The following is a 20910-nucleotide window of genomic DNA, read 5'->3' on the forward strand; positions in this document are numbered from 1 at the left end:
ACTGTCGTATTGTTTTTGCACGAAAATCGGAAACGAAATCCGAATCTTGCAAAAAAACAGACCATGAAATTATTTAAGAAAATTGCATTCGTATTTTTAGTTATTATTGTTTTCTTCTCGTTGGGAGGATATTTTTATTTTCAGAAGAAATTCACTCCGCCAGAGAACTATTTGAAGGTTTCGGGAATTGCAGAAAATATTCCGACAAAATGGATTTCTAGCAACGACAACTCCCATTCTGCTCTACTTTTACCCATAAAAATAAAAGGAATCGATCGGGTATTTTACATGCAGTTTGATTCGGGTTCACCCATTACTGTTTTCTATAAAAAATCAGTAGAATCAATCGCTATTAAATTTCAAAATCGGTTGAAAATTGATATTGAAAACGCCTCAATTTCTACCACTTTTACAATCGGAAATATGAATGTGTTTTCAAATACTTTTGAAGTTTTAAATTATGGTGAAAAAATCGATTTTGACAATCCATATGCAGAAAATATAATTGGAACAATCGGAACCGATTTACTGGAAAAACGAATTACTGTTTTAGACTTCAAAACCAATCAATGTTCTTTCATCGAAAAAATCAAAGAAGATGATTTTACTGATTTTGAATTCAAAAAACGCAAAATTCTTATTCCTTCAATTATCGAAAATGAAAAACTAAAACTGCTATACGATTCTGGAACTAGCGGTTATGAATTGATTACAACAAAAGAAATCTGGCAGCAATACCGCAATAAAAATAGCGCTGTAAAAACCGAAAAAGGAAATTCGTGGGGAAATGCTTTAAGCGTTTATTCCGCTTCTGCGAAAAAGAAACTACAATTTGAAAAAGTTACATTAAACCTTTCTGAAGTTACTTATATAGAAGGCACATCAAATCTGCAGAAATTCTTGATGAAACGTTCGGGAATGCAAGGAATGATTGGCAACAAACTATTCCTGAAGCACAAATTGATTCTGGATTGCAAAAACGAAAAATTTAAATTGGAATAAAATGTAAAATTCTACAATAGAAAACAGTTTTACGAATTGATTTTGATTATGTTTTTGACATTTTCTATAAAAGCCTCGGTGTCTTTGATTTCTTGTTTAATCAATTGATGATGATCAGACAAATTGTGCTGTTCCATCATATCTTTTTTCAAATATTTAATCATCGATTCCAAACTTCGCGTGTCATTTTTATCTTGTCTTTTTAATTCGCGCTGTTTGCTTTCCAAATATTTTAAAGTCTCTATTAACTTCTGAACGTTTAATTTTCCCAATCTTTACTCTTTAACATTTATAAAAACAATAGCTGGAAATGTGAGATCCAATATGCTCCAAAAACCAATACCATTTGAATCTGCCTCATTCCCAGCCATTGTTATTGGTACATACGTACAAATCGATTATTTGGATTTCAGAAAATTCATATTTTTTCTATAATATTTCAATTTAAAAAACAAACAATTGTTTTTCAACCATTTACATTAAAAACATAAAAAACGAAGGCAAATTATTCAGTAAAAAACACAACTTTCAGATTTTCAAAACATTACCTAAAACCATCTAAAATTGTGAATATCTATTTGAAGATTTAACTATTATTTCTGCTGTAAAATTTATCTTTGGCATCCTTAAAATTTAAAAAGAGATGAGCGCAACTTGGTACGAATGCAAAGTAAAATATAGAAAGACAGATGAAACTGGAGGACAAAAAGTTTTAACCGAGCCTTATTTGGTCGATGCTTTGTCTTATACAGAAGCTGAAAAAAGAATGACTGAGGAAATGGCCGCTTATACTAGTGAAGAATTTAAAATTACGGCTATCAAAGTGGCAAATTATGCCGAAATTCATCCTTTTGAAAATGCAGACAGATGGTTTAAATCTAAAATCACTTTAATCGCTTATGATGAAGAAAGTGGTAAGGAGAGAAAAACAAGCATGTATATGCTGGTTCAGGCAAATGATGTTCGTGAAGCTTATGACAATACACTTCACATAATGAAAAATACAATGGGAGAATATTCTATTCCGGCTATTACAGAAACACCAATTATGGATGTTTTTCCTTATTTCAGCGGTGAAGAAGGCGAAACAGAGATGCTGGAAAGATTTAATGCCCTAAAAGCTTCTAAACCAGAAAAGCCAGAAGCAGAAATTATAGATCACATGGAATTTGAGACTGTCGAGGAATAAAACCTTTCGTTCGAAGATTTTTCTGAAAAATTTAAAATAAAAAAAGCAAAATAGAATTCTATTTTGCTTTTTTTATTTCAGACTATTTTTAATAAAGCATTTTTGCTAATGGCGTTACTGCCGAAGCAGATTTTGGCAATAAAGAAGTAAGCGCATCAAATTGCGTCGGACTGATATTCTTTTTCATTTTGGATATAAAAGACTCTCTAGTAGTCGTCATTTTAGAAGTATAACCTGCCTTGTCAGTAGCCATTGTAGGCAAAATATTCTTCTTTTTGTTTAGCGTTTCATTTACCAATGAATTTACAATCGGTTTTTGAGCATCAGTTAATTTCAATTTAGGAGATAGCACTCCCATAACCTGATTTGCTACACTAGCAACGTCAAAACTTGGCACCGCTGCTGTCGACGCCTTACTTGCCGCTTTTGTAACGTCTCCAATACTTTGTGCATTTGCAAATGAAATTGTCCCTAAAAAGACAACTAAAATCAATAATTTCTTTTTCATGGTATTTTCTTTTAAAGTTATTTGCTTGATAATAAAGGTAATAAAAATCTTAATCCAACTAACACTTGAAAATTATAAATATCTAAACATCTGCACTTTACTTCTTTTTATTCAAAAATATTCCCAATATTCAAAAATCAAAATAAGTCCTATCTTAGCTACAGAATTACGCATTGATTTGAAACCACTTACAACACAAAAGCCAAACAAACCTAAGAAACCAAAATCTACATGAACAAAAAGACTTTTATTTTAATTGGGTTTATCATTTTAAAATTTGCACTTCAATATATTTTGCTGAGTCCCGAATACGATTTACAGCGTGACGAATACCTGCATCTAGATCAAGCAAATCATTTGGCTTGGGGCTATTTATCGGTTCCGCCTGTTACCTCTTGGTTTTCGTATATTATTCTGCTTCTCGGAAATTCCGTTTTTTGGGTGAAGTTCTTCCCTGCCCTATTTGGCGTTTTGACACTTTTGATTGTCTGGAAAACTATCGAACTTTTAAAAGGCAATCTTTATGCTCTGATTCTTGGAGCATTGTGCGTTTTACTTTCATGCCTTTTACGTTTAAATATGCTCTATCAGCCAAACTCTTTTGATGTTTTATGCTGGACTGCAATCTATTATGTTTTAATTCAATACCTGACTTCAGAAAACACAAAATGGCTTTATTATGGTGCAGTAATTTTTGCTTTCGGTTTCTTGAATAAGTACAATATCGTGTTTTTATTACTCGGATTAATTCCTGCCATTTTACTTTCTAAACAACGAAAAATTCTAGCCAAAAAAGAGTTTTATTTTGCCTTGATTTTAGGATTACTGCTAATTCTACCTAATCTTTATTGGCAGTACAGCAACCATTTTCCTATTGTGCACCACATGAAGGAATTGGCAGAAACGCAATTGGTCAATGTTAATTTAGGCGATTTCCTAAAAGAGCAAGTTCTCTTTTTTATCGGCGGACTATTTGTGATTTTAGCTGGACTTTATGCGGTTTTGTTTTACCAGCCTTTCAAAAAATTTCAGCTTTTTTTCGCTTCATTTGTTTTCACACTTTTAATCTTTATTTATTTCAAAGCAAAAGCGTATTATGCTATTGGGTTATATCCTATTTACCTTGCTTTTGGATCTGTTTTTATTTCAGACATTGTAAGCAATGGATGGAAACGTTTTTTAAAACCTATTATTATTCTCATTCCAGTATTGCTTTTTATTCCTATTTACCAAGTTGCTTTCCCAAATAAAAGTCCTGAATACATGGTTGCACATTCTGAGCCATACAAAAAACTGGGATTGCTTCGTTGGGAAGACGGAAAAGATCATCATTTGCCACAGGATTTTGCCGATATGCTGGGTTGGAAAGAATTGGCCAGAAAAACAGATTCTCTTTACGCTTTGCTGCCAAATCAGAAAGAAACCATTGTACTTTGCGATAATTACGGACAAGCTGGAGCTATTAATTATTATTCTAAAAAAGGAATCAAAGCGGTTTCTTTCAACGCCGATTATCTCAATTGGTTTGACCTCAGCATTCCATACAAAAACCTTATTCGCATTAAGGATTTTGAAGAAAACGACAAAGAAATGAAAGAAACAAGTCCGTATTTTGAATCTGCGGTTATAGGCGGCCAAGTCACCAATCAATACGCCAGAGGATATGGCGCTACGATTTTTGTTTTCACGAAAGCTAAAATCGATATCAATAAAAGATTAGAACAGGAAATCAACGAAGAAAAAAGCGATATCATAAATGATTAATTTCAGAGACATATCTTATTTAAAAACCGGAAATCGAAAACAGCAAAACGCATTTCATCTTTTGACCAAACACCAAGTTTTAAAAAATCTTGCTGAGTTTGACCCTATTTTGGTTGGTACGATTCCGATAAATATTGATATTGAAAATAGTGATTTGGATATTGTCTGCTATTGGCAAAACAAATCTGTTTTTATTGAAAGAATTAAGCATTTGTTCGAAAAAGAAAACCACTTTTCTATTCGAGAAATCGTGATTGATAATCAGGAATCGGTTGTTGCAAACTTCTTTATTGAAACTTTTGAAATAGAAATATTCGGACAAAATATCCCGACAGAACTTCAAAATGGCTACAAACATATGCTTATTGAAGACCAAATTCTACGTTCTAGAGACGAAAACTTTAGATTAGCCATCATAAGACTAAAAGAAAGCGGCATAAAAACCGAACCTGCATTTGGCGCGCTATTAGGCTTAAATGGAAACGTTTATCAAGAATTGCTGGATTATAAAATCTAAGAAAAATCGTCTTTTAGAAAAATTATAAAAAATAAAGTACTAAAATTGTTTGCATAACCGTATTTAGTGTGTATCTTTGCACCCGAAACATCGCGGGATAGAGCAGTAGGCAGCTCGTCGGGCTCATAACCCGAAGGTCACAGGTTCGAGTCCTGTTCCCGCTACTAAGACAAAGCTTCAGAGAAATCTGGAGCTTTTTTATTTAAGAACTAAAAAACAAAAGTCGGGAGACTTTTGGGATGTTTTGTGTTCAATATGATAAAAAAAATGCGCAAAGTTAAAGACATTTACACAGTTTTTCATAAGGAACTCTTCGGAGAGCGAGGTATTTATAAGCAGTAATCATTTTCTTGAAAAAATAATTCTATATTAGCATTAAAAGAGGATATTTTATGATTTAAATTTTCTACAAAGAAGCTATAGAAGTTCTCATAACACAAATGCAAATAAGAGATATTTTTATGAAATCCATTATAAAATCAACCTTCCATAATCTTTATAAAATTTTTATTCTGTCGTTAGTACCTTACTATGGATTTACTCAGCCTTCTCGCACGGTAGAAATACACTTCAGATTTTATGATAAATCGCAAGAGGTTTCAAAAGAAGTTATGAATCACCAATATAAATTATTTACATATAGCTCTGACAATTATAAGCCAGCAGACTATCGCTATGATAATCCAAGTAAAACATATATAATATCAGAAACTATTGTTTATAATGATGTTCATTTGTTTATAGTGCATGAAAAAGACACCATGCAGCTTATTTTTAAGACAAAAGGAGCCAAAAGATTAAAATTTAAAGTGGATCATTTAGACTTTAAAGAAGGAACTTTTATTATCGATAATGAAGCAGCAACGATGTTAGATTTTAAAAACAGCAAATCAACTTACTACAATTATATCCTTTCAATATTGCCTAAAAACATTTACAACAGCGAGGAAAGCCCAATTTATACTGAATTAAAAAAATTAAAATTAAGATATGGTATAAAAGAAGATGATTTTAATATAAAAAAGGAAAATCAGCTAGTTGTAATTACAGCTCTAAATGAACCTTTAATTTTAAAAAAATATAAGGCCTACTTATCTGAATCGGAAGTTGGCGAAAATGATGTTATTGACGACGGAAAAGTTTATCACTCGCCTGATCATAAAGTTAGAATATTTGTATTCGAAGGGGAATCGTGCGGAGCACATTGTAACACCTATTACAAATCTTTTATTCATTTTAATCTTGACAAGAAAATTCCAAATTCTTTAGAGGCAGATTTTTTTCCAATTGATGCTATTTTAAAACTCAATAATGACAGCTATTTAGTTTTACAAACTGGTGTTGATGGCGGGGGTATAGATATAAATGAGAATAAAACAGCAACGCTCATACAATTTAAAAATGAAAAGATTAACATTGGAAAAACGTATGTTCTTCCTGATTTGCCTACATCAGAAAAATTAAAGAGCGTAAGTATTATCAGAGATACAATGTCTGAAGACGAAAAAAATAAAAATTATTTCTTAAAATTTGATTCAAAAACAAATATTTTAGAATATAAATACTGGAGATACATGAACGATGAGAAAACAAAGAAAAAGGTTTACTCAGGAAAATTTATTTTTGATGGAGATTCTTTCCGGATTCTCTAAAAAATATAGCCAAACATCAAATTAGTTAAACCACTCTTAATAAGAGAATACTATCTTTTTAATTCAATTTACCATTCCCATTATTCCATATCAATGATGCTTCTCTATTACAACCGCCAAAATAATTACCTAAAATATAAATAGTTTTTTCTTTGTGACTAATTTTCAAGATAATTGGAAAATTAGCAAGTTCGAATGTTTTAAAAGATAAGGAAGATTTTATTTTTCCTGCTTTGTTTATTTCGCTTAAATCTAATATTTTTTTTAAACTACTATTTAGTTCATCATTTTTTGCATCAATTATTTCATTAGCATATTGTTCCATAATAATTCCTCCAGTTTCATTAATTTTTTGAAAAAGATAATGATTTGGATTGTTTAGATTTTCTTTAACCATAACTTTGCTATAAAATTTTTCTTGTAATAATTCTTTTGAAACCGGGAAAATTTCATAGTCAAATTCTTCAATTTCTACTCCATTAAGAGTATATATATTGAATATTAGTATTCCTCCACCGCAAGCTTGTGAAAATCCATTTTGAGAAATTAAGATTACAACAAATAAAATCCATTTAATCATCTTTTTCATTTTAGTTTTGATTTTTATTTGGCATTGGCCATAACTTATTTATATGTTTTACAAAGCCATCCAAGTTTGGGTAGATATGCACGATAAATTTTACAATTTATTTGTTTTCAAATATATATTTTTTTCACTACAAACTGTCTAAAGGACATTAACTTTGATAGATGCTTTTTAGCACTTATACGAGTGGCTATACATAGAAAAATTAAGATGCACATGCTAAAATATTGTAATAATCCAAGATAATCTGGTTAGATATTTGAATGCTTCCCGCTACTAAAGAAAAACACCACTTGAAAAAGATGGTGTTTTTTTATTTAAAATCTTAACAGCTTGTCTGGCTCATATCCGCCGCAGCGGACACAGATTCGAGTCCTGTTCCCGCTACTAAAGTAAAGCTTCAGAAAAATCTGGTTTTTTTGTTTTCTAGACTTTCTCTAAAACTTTTTATATTCGTTGTGTTGAATTATTCCACAGAATGCAAATTAAACCCAACGTATTCAGCTCCTTACTTTTTCACTTTATAATTTCTCATTTCTATTCCAAGTCCGTGATCTCCTTCAAATGTAGAATTGAAACAAATTCCAAAATAACCTTCTTCTATTTTTCCTGCCATATGAATTGCTTTTGGTTTTATCATTAAATCGATAATTTGAGCATCATTATTCATTGGATTAGGATATTTAATATCATCTTCAAATTCATTCAAATAATCGTTCCACAGAAATGTGTAATAATCAAAAATACCTTTTCGGATGTCTTCTATAAATGATTCTTGATTTTTAAGAATATATTCAATTGTTGATTTATGGGTTTCTGAAATCTCTTCATTATCAATTATTAATTGACAATTATCACAATTAAAAATTCTAATTGGCAATCTGCACACTAATTGATCATCACTAATTCCGAAGTTTGGATACGTATAATTTTCCCAAATATATTGACTTGGATATTCTCTTCTATGCCATTCAGCAAATATCTCTTGTGTGCCCATTTATAGTTTTTAAAGTTTGGATTAAATTGTTTTCTAGATTAAAAAATATCAGACCACTATTTTATTTCCAATTCTGTTTCAGTATGCATCACACACGCCCATTTGTTATTTTCTTTAATCCAAGTAGAAGTACATACACATTTTATAGGCGCTTTTTGACTTTGATCAACTATTTCAAAATCGAGACGATATCCTATTACGGCAGTATTTTCAGCAATTAGGTTTTCTTTTACATCATAAATGTTCAGCACTTTTATTTTATTGGTCTGTCCAGAGTCAAACATATTTTTGAACTCAGCTTCGCTGATACTTTGAATACCGTTTTTTCCAGCAACTATACAAGGAAAGAGTGTCAGATTTCTTACCGTTTCATAGTCATTATTTTCAACGCCGTGCCAGTATTTTTTTTCCAATTCTATAATTTGTCCTTCCATATTATCTTGTTGTTAATTAGACATTTCACAAATTTCACATTAATATTGAAATAAAGCCGCTCTTTTAACATAGATTTAATTCAAGCTCCTTACTTACAAATCAGGTTTTGGCCCTTTTGAAATAATAGATCTCATCACCCCAGGAAACCATCTTTGCAACCATACGGCAAGTTTGCCGTGTCCCGTGAAGATGTAATTTCTTTTTCGTTTTAAAATAGCCTCTACCATCACTTTTGCAGCTTTATCAGTAGGCCACATTAAGTTTGAAGGTCGAGGATCTGACTGTTCAGGATGCCAAGTTCCGTCATTGTCAATTCGTGCAATTTCAGAAACTACAAATCCGGGATGCATCGTAGTACAACTCACGCTTGTCCCCATTAATTCAATCTGCAAAGTTTGGCCAATAGAGTTTACAGCAGCTTTCGAAGCACCGTATGCGCCCACATTAGGATTAGGAAGATATGCGCCTACGCTTCCAACCAAACCAATTCGTCCTTTGTTTTTCTTTAAATGTGGCAGTGCGTATTTTACCGTGAGAGCTAATCCCGTAACATTACCCTGCAATTGCCTGTTCCAATCCTTGGCTGTTAGGTTTTCGATACTTCCAAAAACGCCAAAACCAGCATTGGCGACAACCACATCCAAACGCCTCCACTCTTTAATAATTTGTTGGACGGCATTTTCAATAAAGGTTTCTTCCATTATGTCACACGGAACTACCAATGCCTCTCCGCCTGAATCTCTAATCGTGTCTGCAACTTCATCTAACAGTTCTTTACGTCTTGACGAAAGAACTACTTTATATCCTAACCTGCTCCACTCAAAAGCCATCGATTTTCCAATGCCAGATGAAGCTCCAGTTATCCATATTACTTCTTCTTTTGCTTTTGTCATTTTTGCAAGATTTATCTCAAAGATATAACTTATTCATTATAAATTACATAAGACAAAATCAGATTTTTTTATACTTATACGTTCACAAGAAGGATGTTTCGCAATAGCTATTGAATGGAATGCATTAGAAACTTTTTTTTGCTTGATTAAATTTACTACCACAAAACTCTATATTCATTATTGAGCTTATTTAGGTTTAACATTTTGAATTTAGAAATTAAATAGTAAATTAGCTACATATCTTCCTCGCCTTTAAACATTTGTGCATTTATAGTTTCATAAAAAACATAATCTAAGTTTAATGCTACTAGATAAACAAAACAACACCCGTTTAATTACATTTATAGATACCGAAATCGACTCGACTAAAGGTAAGGTTCTTGATATAGGTGCAATTAAAGAAGATGGCAATCGTTTCCACAAAGCATCTTTAAGCGATTTTACCCACTTTTTGAAAGGAAGCGAATATATCTGTGGACACAACATCTTAAATCACGATATTAAATATATAGGAAAAACAATTATTGACGCCAGAATTTCCACTTTTAATATTATTGATACCTTGTATCTTTCTCCATTATTATTTCCAACAAAGCCTTATCATGCACTATTAAAAGATGACAAACTTCAGACAGAAGACAAAAACAATCCTTTAAACGATTCAATCAAAGCCCGAGATTTATTCAATAGTGAAGTTGCTGCTTTTTGGCAAATTGATAAGACACTTAAAGATATTTTTTATCTCCTTTTAAATCATACAAATGAGTTCGGAGCCTTCTTCCGATTTATAAACCATAAAAACACAAGCTTTGATACAGAAGCTCAAATTAGATTAAAATTCCACGGTGAAATTTGTGAAAAGTCAGATTTAACCAAAATAATCTCTGAACATCCTATTGAATTGGCCTTTTGCCTGTCACTCATTAATTCATTTATCACCCATAAAAAAGTTCACTCCATTACACCTCCATGGGTTCTTAAAAACTATCCTGAAGTGGAACGTATAATGCTGTCATTACGAAACAAACCTTGCACAACTGGTTGTAGTTACTGCGATAATGCATTGAATATCTACAGGGGACTAAAAAAGTTTTTTGGTTTTGATTCTTATCGAACTTATGGTAGCGAACCGCTTCAGGAAAAAGCTGTCAAAGCCGCTATTAACAACAAGTCGGTACTGGCGGTTTTCCCAACGGGCGGCGGAAAATCAATTACATTTCAGGTTCCAGCACTCATGAGTGCTGAAAATTCTAAAGGATTGACAATTGTAATTTCTCCACTTCAGTCCTTAATGAAAGATCAGGTAGACAACCTTGAGAAAAATGGAATAACAGAAGCAGTCACCATTAACGGATTATTAGATCCCATTGAAAGAGCCAAATCATTGGAAAGAATTGAAGAGGGCTCTGCCTCTATTCTGTATATTTCACCTGAATCGCTACGCTCAAAAACTATCGAAAGACTAATTTTAGGCAGGAAAGTTTCTCGATTTGTAATTGATGAAGCGCACTGTTTTTCATCATGGGGACAAGATTTCAGAGTTGACTATTTGTATATTGGTGATTTTATAAAGCTAATTCAGGAAAAGAAAAACCTTGAAGATGCAATACCAGTATCATGTTTTACTGCAACCGCCAAACAAAAGGTAATTGAAGATATACGAGAATATTTTAGCGAAAAGCTATCGCTGGATCTTGAAGTTTTCACTTCCAAAGCATCAAGGACTAATCTTCAATATAAAGTTTTTGAAAAACAAAATGAAGAAGAAAAATATTTGACCCTCCGAGATTTAATCGAAGAAAAAAACTGCCCAACAATTATCTATACATCCAGAACACTCAAAGCTTATAAACTTGCCGAGCAGTTAGCTAAAGACGGTTTTAACGCAAAACCATATCATGGCAAAATGGATAAAAAAGAGAAAACTGAGAACCAAAATGCTTTTCTAAATGGTGACACGCAAATTATGGTGGCCACATCTGCATTTGGTATGGGAGTAGACAAAAAAGATGTGGGCTTGGTTATTCATTATGAAATTTCAGATTCACTTGAAAACTATGTACAAGAAGCAGGGCGCGCTGGAAGAGATGAAAATATTTCTGCTGATTGTTTTGTGCTTTTTAATGAAGAAGACCTCAGTAAACACTTTATTCTGCTAAATCAGACCAAACTTTCCATTAAGGAAATCCAACAAATATGGAAAGCCATAAAGGATATTACAAAATTTCGTTCTAAAGTATCCAATTCCGCATTGGAAATTGCACGAAAAGCGGGCTGGGATGACAGTGTTGTAGAAATAGAAACCCGTGTAACCACCGCAATTGCAGCTCTTGAAGATGCAGGGTATTTAAAACGCGGACAGAATACCCCTAAAGTATTTGCTAACAGCATCCTATCTAAAAACACACAAGAAGCTATTGACAAAATAAACTCTTCAACAAAATTTGAAGAAAAACAAAAAGAACAAGGAGTACGTATTATAAAAAAATTATTTTCAAGCAAAAACAGAAAGGAAACCAACAGTGAAGCTGCCGAGTCACGAGTAGACTATATTAGTGACCATTTAGGTATTGTGAGAGAAGAGGTAATCAATATAATTAATCTCTTACGCGATGAAAAAATTCTTGCAGATGCAAAAGATTTGACTGCATTTATAAAAAAAGCAGATAATAAAAACCGCTCTCTTGCCATTGTAGAAACATACAGTAAAATTGAAAACTTTTTACTTTCGACTCTAAAACAAGAAGAAAGCATTTTTCATTTGAAAGAATTAAATGAGGAGGCTGAAAAAAAGGGCTGTGAAGGCATAAACCTCAATAAACTAAAAACGATACTTAACTTTTGGTCTATTAAAAACTCCATTAAAAGAAAATATTTAGAACATTCTAAAAATCATATTACCATAGTTTGTCTTCAAAGTAAAGAGCAACTAAAAGACAAACTTGAAAAGCGTCATGAGCTTGCAACCTTTATCATTGAATTTCTTTATGACAAAACTATTCCCGAAACAATAAAAGACCAAGCAGATAGAGATGAAATCTTAGTAGAGTTTTCTGTGCACGAACTAAAGATCGCTTATGATAACAGTTCCAGTCTTTTCAAAAAAGAAATAAACATCGATGATATTGAAGATACACTGTTTTATCTTTCGCGAATTGATGCAATAAAAATTGAAGGAGGCTTTCTGGTCGTTTATAATGGTTTAAGCATTGAACGAACGGAACAGGATAACAAAAAGCGCTACACGAAAGACGATTATCAAAAGCTCAATCAGTTTTATGAAAGCAAAGTTCAGCAAATCCACATTGTAGGCGAATATGCCCAGAGAATGATTACTGATTATAAAAATGCACTACAATTTGTCGAAGATTATTTCCAACTAAATTATGGTTCATTTCTGAACAAGTATTTTAAAGGCAGCGAGAGACAGAATGAAATTAAACGGAATATTACTCCTGCAAAATTCAAACAGCTCTTTGGGGAACTTTCGCCAACACAACTAAAAATTATAAAAGACAATGAAACACAGCATATAGTTGTTGCCGCTGGCCCTGGTAGTGGAAAAACAAAAGTGCTAGTCCATAAACTGGCTTCACTCCTTTTAATGGAAGATGTTAAACATGAGCAATTGCTAATGCTTACATTTTCAAGAGCCGCCGCCATCGAATTTAAAAAGCGTCTGCTAAAACTGATTGGTAATGCCGCCAACTTTATTGAAATTAAAACTTTCCACTCTTACTGTTTTGATCTTTTGGGCAAAGTTGGCACTTTAGAAAAATCAACGGATATTTTAAACATTACGGTCGAAAGAATTAAAAATGGCGATGTTGAGGCTAGTAAAATTACCAAAACGGTTTTAGTAATTGACGAAGCTCAGGATATGAATGCAGATGAGTTTGCTCTTATTAATGCATTGATAGAGCAAAACGAAGAATTGCGGGTTATTGCTGTAGGAGATGATGATCAAAATATTTATGAGTTTAGAGGAGCGAGTTCTAAATACCTGGAACAATTCATTTACGATAACAAAGCAATAAAACATGAGTTAATAGAAAATTACCGCAGTAAAAGCAACCTGGTCACATTTTCGAATCAATTCGTACAGCAAATTCAACACCGCCTGAAAGAAACACCAATCATTGCTAACCAAACTGACAATGGAAAAATCAAAATTATTAGATACCAAAGTCACAATCTAATTACGCCGCTTGTTACCGATATCACTAATACAGATCTTTCTGGAACTACATGTGTCATTACAAAAACTAATGAGGAAGCAGCAAAAGTTACAGGATTACTTTTAAAAAATGGCATTACGGCAAAACTAATACAATCTAATGATGGCTTTAATTTATGCAATCTTGTTGAAGTTAGGTTTTTATTGAATAAAATAGATGTAGGAGCTAATATTTACATAATCAGTGATGAAATTTGGGACAATGCTAAACGAGAATTAATTAACACTTTCCGCAGTAGTAATAAATTGGAGATTTGTCTAAACATCATCAAAGATTTTGAAATTACAAATCCTTATAAGAAATACAAATCTGATTTAGAAGTTTTAATACGTGAATCTAAACTGGAAGACTTTTACAATGAAAATGGCGAAACAATTTTTGTATCAACCATTCATAAAGCCAAAGGAAAAGAGTTTGACAATATATTCCTGTTGCTGGAAAATTTTAATGTCGCTACAGACGAAACCAAACGGCAATTATATGTCGCAATGACAAGAGCTAAACGCAACATGCGCATCCATTTAAATGCTGACTATCTCAATCACTTGACCGCAGAAAATCTGGAACGAATAAGCAATTTTGAAATTTATAATGCCCCTGATAAAATTACAGTACATGCCACTTTTAAAGATATCTGGCTAGACTATTTCATTAATAGACAGGTTCTAATTTCCCAACTAACATGCGGGGAAACATTACATATTAAAGAAGATGAATGCTTCAATTCAAACGGACAATCTATACTGAAATTCTCAAAGTTATTTATTAAAAAAATTGAAGAAATGAAAGCAAAACATTATGAGTTAAAAAGTGCCAATGTAAATTTCATATTATACTGGCTTAAAGAAGGCGCTTCACAGGAAATCAAAATAATTCTACCCGAGCTTTATTTTGAAATTATTGATGACAAGCAAAAATAAACATAAAAAATAGCCGATGAAGCTTCCTACTGTCTTAACCATCTTTTTAAATTATACACTTCAACGTGCCTATGCTTAAAAAAAGCATAAAAATATTCTTTCAAATACAAAATCACTCAATATTTACAAAAAATATTTCCCATTAAAAAAAACAAACCATTTCTTCGCATACATACAAAACAACAAATTATTAATCAAACAAATACAAACACATTAACTCGATTAAAGCTCAAAAAACGATCATCTAAAACAATCTCCAATCAAAAAAAATCAAAAAGTTTTTTCAAAAAAGCTTTGTACATCTCAAAAATAGTTGCATTTTTGCACCCGCAATAGCAAAGCAGGTCCGTTCGTCTATCGGTTAGGACGCCAGGTTTTCATCCTGGTAAGGGGGGTTCGATTCCCCCACGGACTACTTACTAAGACAAAAGCTTCAGAGAAATCTGGAGCTTTTTTTGTTTATATTTACTCCGTTAAATGTTTTAAAAGAAGACAATCAAAAAAATCAACCCAAATCTTAAAATGAAACACAAATTAATAGCCCTTTTATTTGTATTCGCCTCTGCAAATATGTTTGGACAAGCGCCCGACAGCAAAACAAATTACACCAACAGCAAATTGCCCGCAGAAGAAGCTGTTACCAATAAGTCTTTAAAACCCCTAAAAAAGATTTCTCTAGACGACACTTCTATGTTAATTTACGATTACGATGGCTCTCTTTTTTCATGGGATCTAGAAGTAGAAAGTATTGTTTGGACTGTAAAAGCCTCAGATGCTCATACTGAAATGTGCGCCAATAAAATAACCCTACACGACGGAGTTGTTTTTATTCCGTTTATTAATGGCGAAATTTATGCAGTAGATAACGGAACAGGCACTATTTTCTGGAAATCAAGATTAGGAAACATTACAGACCAAATTGTTCTAAAAGACCAGACTCCGATTATAGCTAATGGAAAACTTTTTATAACCGCACAAAATCAAAATCAGAGCAGCAATTTATACGCTTTGGATTTAAAAGATGGAAGCTTGGCTTGGAACTACAAATTAGACACTCCAAACAACGATATTGAGCCACTTTATTTCGACAATAAGATCTTTACTCAAAGCGGAACAAATGTGTATTGTTTTGAAGCTAATACAGGAAAATTGCTTTACCAAAAAAGCTTTGACGAAACCATGACTGGAAAACCTGTTACCGATGGCGAAAGTGTTTTTATTGCTGGCGATAAGAATTGGCTGTATGCTTTAAAACCGAATAGCCTAGATGTGTTATGGCAGTTTAAAATAGAAGAAAATCAGAATAATGTAAAAGAGCGTATAGTATGCCACGACAAAAAACTATATTTTGCAGCACAAGGTCCAGAGGTTTCATCTATTTATGCTGTTGATTCTAAAACAGGAACTCAGCTTTGGAAAACAGATTTTAAAGGCGACAAGGTCCAATACATCGTTAAAGAAGTAGATAATCTTTGGGGATATACTCTTAACAAAAAACTTTTTGAATTGGATTTATCAAATGGTGAAATAGCTTTTGAAGAAAAACTAACCACTTTGCCTATTTCAAACATTGAATTTCCTGCCGATGACAACCTACTTTACTATTATTGCGATGCAGGCTTAATTCAATTTGATTTAAAAGAAAAAGACGAAAACGTATACTATATGCGAACTTCACTTAAAGATGATCCTTATAGCGCTTATTTGAAGATTATTCGATAATAGCTTCTCGCTTTTAGAAATAAAAAAAGACCATTTTTTCAAATGGTCTTTTTTTATCCTCTTTTGAGAAAAAATTACGCTCTAAACAAAGCATATTTATTGTAGTTGTACAAAACTTTATCATAAGGAACATAAAGTGAAACTATTTTCTCTGATGATTCATTGAATGTGATTCCGTTGTGTTTTCTGAACAAGTAGATTTCTCTTAAGCAATTAGAAAGACTTTGGTGAATTTCGCTTGTAAAAGTTGGAAGTTTTTTATCGCCAACCAAAAGATCAATCTGATAGTTTGAACTGCTTTTTGACAAGTTGTTTCCAATAATTCTAATTGTAAAAGTGGTTGGTTTTCCGTACTGCTCACCTTGATATTGTAGTGTCATGATTTCTTCTTATTAAGTAGTTAGTAATACCGCTGATTAATCGGTTTTTGGTTCTCCGGATACTTTTATTAAAGTTATAAAAATTTAGACAAACATAAAAAATTCAATTCTAAATTAAATGTTATTTTTTTTCAAAAGACGAAACCTCTAGAAACCATAAAACCGTAACATAGTTACGGTTTTGGCAATTAACTAAATATATTTAATCAACTTGTTTAACGAGTGTAAAATTCATTCATAAGCATCGATTAATTTTGGGTAAACTATTGTAATTTATTTTCTTGGTTTATTTCTAATAAAAACGGATTTCCGTTTTCGTCCATCATTGTCACATTTAAAGCATCTAATAAAGCTATCTTTTTAGAAACTTCGCCTGTAAATTTATTGTATGAAAGATTCAATTCTTCCAAATTGCTAAGCTTTTCAATTTCTTGCGGAATATCGCCTGTAAAATCATTATTAAACAAACTAAAATTCTGCAATGCATTCCAATTAATAATTTCGTTTGTCAAATTTCCTGACAGCTTATTATCGTTTAAAAGCAAAACTTTTAATCCCGAAATTTTATAAATAGACACAGGCAGTTTTCCATTAATTTCGTTATTAAAAACAGCTAAAATTTCTAGCTGGTTCAGTTTTCCAATCTCCGACGGAAGCTCTCCTGAAATAGCATTCGCAAAAAGCTCCAGATCTCTTAATTTTCCCAATTGGCAAATAGAAGCCGGAATTACGCCAGACAACTTGTTATTGGCAATATTCAGCAATTCTAATTCTTTCAGATTAAAAATAGAAGAAGACAAGCTTCCTTCAATTTTATTCTTTTCCAGATTGAGCGATTCTAAATTTACAAGATCATACAGCGCTTCAGGCAATTCTCCTTTCAGATTATTATTTGCCAAATTCAACGCAACTACTTTTCCATTTTCAGCTTTAACACCGTACCAGGTAGAAACAGACAGACTTAAGTCCCATTTGTTTTTCCATTGCAAACCATTTGTTGCATGATACAGTTTTATAAGCGCTTCTTTTTCTTTATCCGAAACGGTATCTGCCAAAACACTTAGTGAAAAAGCAAATATTAATGAAAAGGTAATTAAAATTTTCATAACAGATTTGGGATTTGTTATTAGTGTAAAATTATACAATTCATAGCTATAATACACTAAATATCGCTAAACTGTTGATAAAATTTTAACTGGTAAGATTTTGACTACTTTTTATTATTTTAAAAAACCTGCATTTTTTTTGATTACATTTGATCAACTAATTCTAAAAACCTCACATTATGCAAATTAACTTCGTTGCATTATTCATTGCAGCCATTACCACACTCGTAACCGGTTTTATCTGGTACAGCCCAAAAGTATTCGGAACTATCTGGATGAAAGAAAATAATCTTACTCAAGAAGAGCTAAGAAAAGGAAATATGCTTAAAATTTTCGGACTAACGTACGTTTTTTCCTTAATGATTACCATGACATTAATGTCTTTAACCATTCATCAGTCTGGCGCAATCGGAATGGTTGGCGGGCCGCCTTTAATAGATAGCGCAAAACCTTCATTTGCTGCTTTTATGGCAGATTACGGAATGGCATATAGAACTTTCAAACATGGTGCGCTTCACGGTTTTATGTCGGGACTATTTTTTGCATTTCCACTAATTGGAATTAATGGCTTGTTTGAAAGAAAATCTTGGAAATATATTTTCATTCATGCAGGATATTGGATTCTAACCTTGACTCTTATGGGTGGAATCATTTGCGGATTTGCTTAAATAACAATACATCAAAAACCCGTTTGAAAAAGTAACCTCAAACGGGTTTTTCTTAATAATAACCTAAAGCAGTTTAGTTATTATAAATATTACCTAATTTTGAAGAAATTAGCTCACACTTTTGAATACAACATATTCTTTCCAGATTTACAAAAGCGCATCATTACTGCCTGTAGAATGGAACTCGCTTGCTGCAAATAATATCTTTTTGACACGAGAATATCTCGAAGTGCTGGAAAACTCTTGCCCAGTAAATATGACCTGCCATTTCATTGGACTTTTTGAAGAAAAAAAACTAATTGGAATTGTTTTAACACAATTCTTATTTGCAGAAAAACTTGAGTCTTTTGGAGAGCGCGATAAATGCTTAAAAACTTCTGTTCGTAATTTTGCTTTAAAGAATTTTGCTTCGCATGTTTTATTCGTCGGAAACAATATGCTTACAGGACAAAATGCTTTTATTTTTGACCAATCAACCAACGAATCTAAAGCAATAAAAACACTTCATAAAGCAATTAATCAGCTAAAAAAAGATTTAAAAGAAAGCGGAAGAAAAGTTCACATTACAAGCATAAAAGATTTTACTGCAAAAGAAATCGAACCGCTTCAAGCTGAATTCAAAAACAATTACACCTTTTCTACCCAGCCCAATATGATTTTTGAAATCAATGAAAATTGGAAAACTGAACAGGATTATATTGATGCTTTGTCAAAAAAATATCGCGACCAATACAAACGTGCACGAAAAAAATCGGAAGAAATTGTAAAAAAGCAAATGTCACTTTCTGATATTAGACAATATGAAGACGTTATTTATAACCTTTATTTTCACGTTGCCAAAAATGCGCCTTTCAATACTTTTTTCTTAGCTCGCAACCACTTTAGCTTTTTTAAAGAAATAATGGTAGACAACTTTCTTCTATACGGTTATTTCTTGGATGAAAAACTAATCGGCTTCAATACTTTAATCAAAAATGGCGAAGTAATGGACACGTACTTTTTGGGTTATGACGAAAGCATTCAGCGCGAGAAAATGCTGTATTTAAATATGCTTTACGACATGATTGCATATTCTATCAAGAAAGGTTTCCGTGAAATCGTCTTTGCCAGAACCGCTCTTGAAATCAAAAGTTCTGTTGGTGCAAAACCTGTAAAAATGTTTGGTTTAATTACACACAGCAATGCTTTGATCAACCATAACATTTCTAGATTTTTCAATTATTTGGAACCCAAAACAGAATGGCAGGAGCGTAATCCGTTTAAATAAAAAATGCGTCGCTCCGCTGGAGCTTTTTTGTTTTACAGCTAATTTTTCTATAAACATTTCGCTCTTCCAGAGCTAAAAAAACTCCGTTAGGAGCAACATATTTGTAGAAAAGGTATGATTCACAAGTCCTAAAAGCTCCAGCACAGCGACATAATTCACAACACCAATATTTCTTCAATAAAATCACGGCACCGCAATTTTCATTTGCTTATGCAAAATATCAATTTCCAACGAAGTCTGCGCTCCACAATATTCTCCATCAATCTGAAAACTAACCGGATAATCGGTTTTTATTTGAGCTTTATTGGTTGAAATAATGACAATGTCATCAGAATCAATTGGCATGTTTCCGGTAATTATTTTTCCGATTAAAAGCAGATCGAGACTTTTTAAAATCACCAGCTCAAACTTTCCATCATTCATCGCGCCATTAGGATTAATGATTACGCCTGTTCCGTATTTCTGCGAATTTGCAATTACAATCATTCTCGCTACATATTTCACCGTTTTGTTATTGGCAGAGATAGTTGCAACAAAAGGTTCTTCAGATTCTTTGAGCGTTGTAAAAGCCTGGAGCGCATAACCCCAAAATCCTCGAACATCACTTTGCTCGTAGTTTTTGACCAGATTTGCGTTTAAACCAAGATCACTTAAATGAATGCTTTTTTTGCCGTTGATGCAAATCATATCCATTTCGATATAATGGTGCAAAAAGGCTATTTTAAGGTTCTCCTCTATTTCATCGGGAAGATTTAAGTCTACCGAAAGTCCGTTTGCAGAACCTGCTGGCAAAATCCCAATTATAACATCTTGCTCTTCTACAGCTTCGGCTACCATTTTTATGGTTCCGTCACCTCCCGCTACAATAATACGTTCTGGAGCAGATTCATTATACAAAGATTGTATTGCTCTTAAATCATTTTTCCCAGTTGTTTCATACACTTTCAGATCGAAATGATTGGTTGTCGCAAACTCTTCGACAGCATCAATCAAATCAGATTTATCCAAGTCTCCAGAAATAGGATTTACAACAAACAAAATATTCTTTTTCAAAATTTTACTTTTA

At 32.5% G+C, this 20910-nt stretch carries 18 protein-coding genes and 2 tRNA genes; 11 read left to right on the top strand and 9 right to left on the bottom strand.

Features of this window, described 5'->3' with window-relative positions:
* Positions 1-63: 63 nt before the first annotated feature.
* The gene (locus RB618_RS00940; RefSeq protein ID WP_308067086.1) at positions 64-1002 is read left to right on the top strand and encodes a hypothetical protein; all 939 of its coding nucleotides are present in this window, start codon (positions 64-66) and stop codon (positions 1000-1002) included.
* 29 nt (positions 1003-1031) lie between these two features.
* Here RB618_RS00940 and RB618_RS00945 read toward each other — a convergent pair whose 3' ends face one another.
* On the bottom strand, positions 1032-1274 hold the full coding sequence (locus RB618_RS00945; protein WP_308067087.1) for a hypothetical protein: 243 nt from the start codon (positions 1272-1274) through the stop codon (positions 1032-1034).
* A 371-nt stretch (positions 1275-1645) separates the two neighbouring features.
* Between RB618_RS00945 and RB618_RS00950 the strand changes: the two genes are divergently transcribed.
* Positions 1646-2191 (top strand): DUF4494 domain-containing protein, encoded by a 546-nt coding sequence (locus tag RB618_RS00950; protein ID WP_111377332.1) that lies wholly within the window; start codon positions 1646-1648, stop codon positions 2189-2191.
* 88 nt (positions 2192-2279) lie between these two features.
* On the opposite strand, the gene RB618_RS00955 is transcribed toward RB618_RS00950, so the two are convergent.
* On the bottom strand, positions 2280-2699 hold the full coding sequence (locus tag RB618_RS00955) for a hypothetical protein (RefSeq protein ID WP_308067088.1): 420 nt from the start codon (positions 2697-2699) through the stop codon (positions 2280-2282).
* A gap of 231 nt (positions 2700-2930) precedes the next feature.
* On the opposite strand from RB618_RS00955, the gene RB618_RS00960 reads away from it, so the two are divergent.
* From RB618_RS00960 to RB618_RS00975, 4 genes are all read left to right on the top strand, one after another.
* On the top strand, positions 2931-4463 hold the full coding sequence (locus RB618_RS00960) for a glycosyltransferase family 39 protein (RefSeq protein ID WP_308067089.1): 1533 nt from the start codon (positions 2931-2933) through the stop codon (positions 4461-4463).
* On the top strand, positions 4456-4980 hold the full coding sequence (locus tag RB618_RS00965) for a DUF4269 domain-containing protein (protein WP_308067090.1): 525 nt from the start codon (positions 4456-4458) through the stop codon (positions 4978-4980). The genes RB618_RS00960 and RB618_RS00965 overlap by 8 nt, the downstream gene beginning before the upstream one ends.
* Positions 4981-5071: 91 nt before the next feature.
* Positions 5072-5144: transfer RNA gene (locus RB618_RS00970), tRNA-Met, on the top strand.
* 297 nt (positions 5145-5441) lie between these two features.
* Positions 5442-6632, top strand: a complete 1191-nt coding sequence (locus RB618_RS00975; RefSeq protein ID WP_308067091.1) for a hypothetical protein — start codon at positions 5442-5444, stop codon at positions 6630-6632.
* A 58-nt stretch (positions 6633-6690) separates the two neighbouring features.
* Here the strand turns inward: RB618_RS00975 and RB618_RS00980 are convergent, their stop codons facing one another.
* From RB618_RS00980 to RB618_RS00995, 4 genes are all read right to left on the bottom strand, one after another.
* The gene (locus RB618_RS00980) at positions 6691-7221 is read right to left on the bottom strand and encodes a hypothetical protein (protein ID WP_308067092.1); all 531 of its coding nucleotides are present in this window, start codon (positions 7219-7221) and stop codon (positions 6691-6693) included.
* Between the two features lie 505 nt (positions 7222-7726).
* Positions 7727-8215 carry a hypothetical protein gene (locus tag RB618_RS00985; protein ID WP_308067093.1) on the bottom strand — a complete coding sequence of 163 codons (489 nt, stop codon included), beginning with the start codon at positions 8213-8215 and terminating at the stop codon, positions 7727-7729.
* A gap of 56 nt (positions 8216-8271) precedes the next feature.
* Positions 8272-8649 carry a nuclear transport factor 2 family protein gene (locus tag RB618_RS00990; RefSeq protein ID WP_308067094.1) on the bottom strand — a complete coding sequence of 126 codons (378 nt, stop codon included), beginning with the start codon at positions 8647-8649 and terminating at the stop codon, positions 8272-8274.
* 93 nt (positions 8650-8742) lie between these two features.
* Complete coding sequence (locus RB618_RS00995) at positions 8743-9543, bottom strand: SDR family NAD(P)-dependent oxidoreductase (protein ID WP_308067095.1); 801 nt, start codon at positions 9541-9543, stop codon at positions 8743-8745.
* A 301-nt stretch (positions 9544-9844) separates the two neighbouring features.
* Between RB618_RS00995 and RB618_RS01000 the strand changes: the two genes are divergently transcribed.
* From RB618_RS01000 to RB618_RS01010, 3 genes are all read left to right on the top strand, one after another.
* The gene (locus RB618_RS01000; protein ID WP_308067096.1) at positions 9845-14701 is read left to right on the top strand and encodes a RecQ family ATP-dependent DNA helicase; all 4857 of its coding nucleotides are present in this window, start codon (positions 9845-9847) and stop codon (positions 14699-14701) included.
* A 343-nt stretch (positions 14702-15044) separates the two neighbouring features.
* A tRNA-Glu gene (locus RB618_RS01005) sits at positions 15045-15116 on the top strand.
* Between the two features lie 107 nt (positions 15117-15223).
* Positions 15224-16423, top strand: coding sequence for a PQQ-binding-like beta-propeller repeat protein (locus tag RB618_RS01010; RefSeq protein WP_308067097.1), 1200 nt, complete (start codon positions 15224-15226; stop codon positions 16421-16423).
* 74 nt (positions 16424-16497) lie between these two features.
* Here RB618_RS01010 and RB618_RS01015 read toward each other — a convergent pair whose 3' ends face one another.
* Both RB618_RS01015 and RB618_RS01020 read right to left on the bottom strand, forming a co-directional pair.
* Entirely contained in the window at positions 16498-16803 is a 306-nt protein-coding gene (locus RB618_RS01015; protein WP_111365111.1) for a hypothetical protein, read from the bottom strand.
* A gap of 263 nt (positions 16804-17066) precedes the next feature.
* Positions 17067-17909, bottom strand: a complete 843-nt coding sequence (locus RB618_RS01020) for a Two component regulator three Y domain protein (protein ID WP_308067098.1) — start codon at positions 17907-17909, stop codon at positions 17067-17069.
* A gap of 179 nt (positions 17910-18088) precedes the next feature.
* Here RB618_RS01020 and RB618_RS01025 point away from each other — a divergent pair, with 179 nt between their 5' ends.
* Positions 18089-18577, top strand: coding sequence for a DUF1761 domain-containing protein (locus RB618_RS01025; protein WP_308067099.1), 489 nt, complete (start codon positions 18089-18091; stop codon positions 18575-18577).
* 121 nt (positions 18578-18698) lie between these two features.
* Positions 18699-19844 carry a GNAT family N-acetyltransferase gene (locus RB618_RS01030; protein ID WP_308067100.1) on the top strand — a complete coding sequence of 382 codons (1146 nt, stop codon included), beginning with the start codon at positions 18699-18701 and terminating at the stop codon, positions 19842-19844.
* Positions 19845-20027: 183 nt separating this feature from the next.
* Here RB618_RS01030 and RB618_RS01035 read toward each other — a convergent pair whose 3' ends face one another.
* Positions 20028-20897, bottom strand: a complete 870-nt coding sequence (locus RB618_RS01035; protein ID WP_308067101.1) for a diacylglycerol kinase family protein — start codon at positions 20895-20897, stop codon at positions 20028-20030.
* Between the last annotated feature and the right edge of the window lie 13 nt (positions 20898-20910).

This window comes from Flavobacterium sp. LHD-85, from assembly GCF_030929595.1.
Lineage (GTDB): Bacteria > Bacteroidota > Bacteroidia > Flavobacteriales > Flavobacteriaceae > Flavobacterium.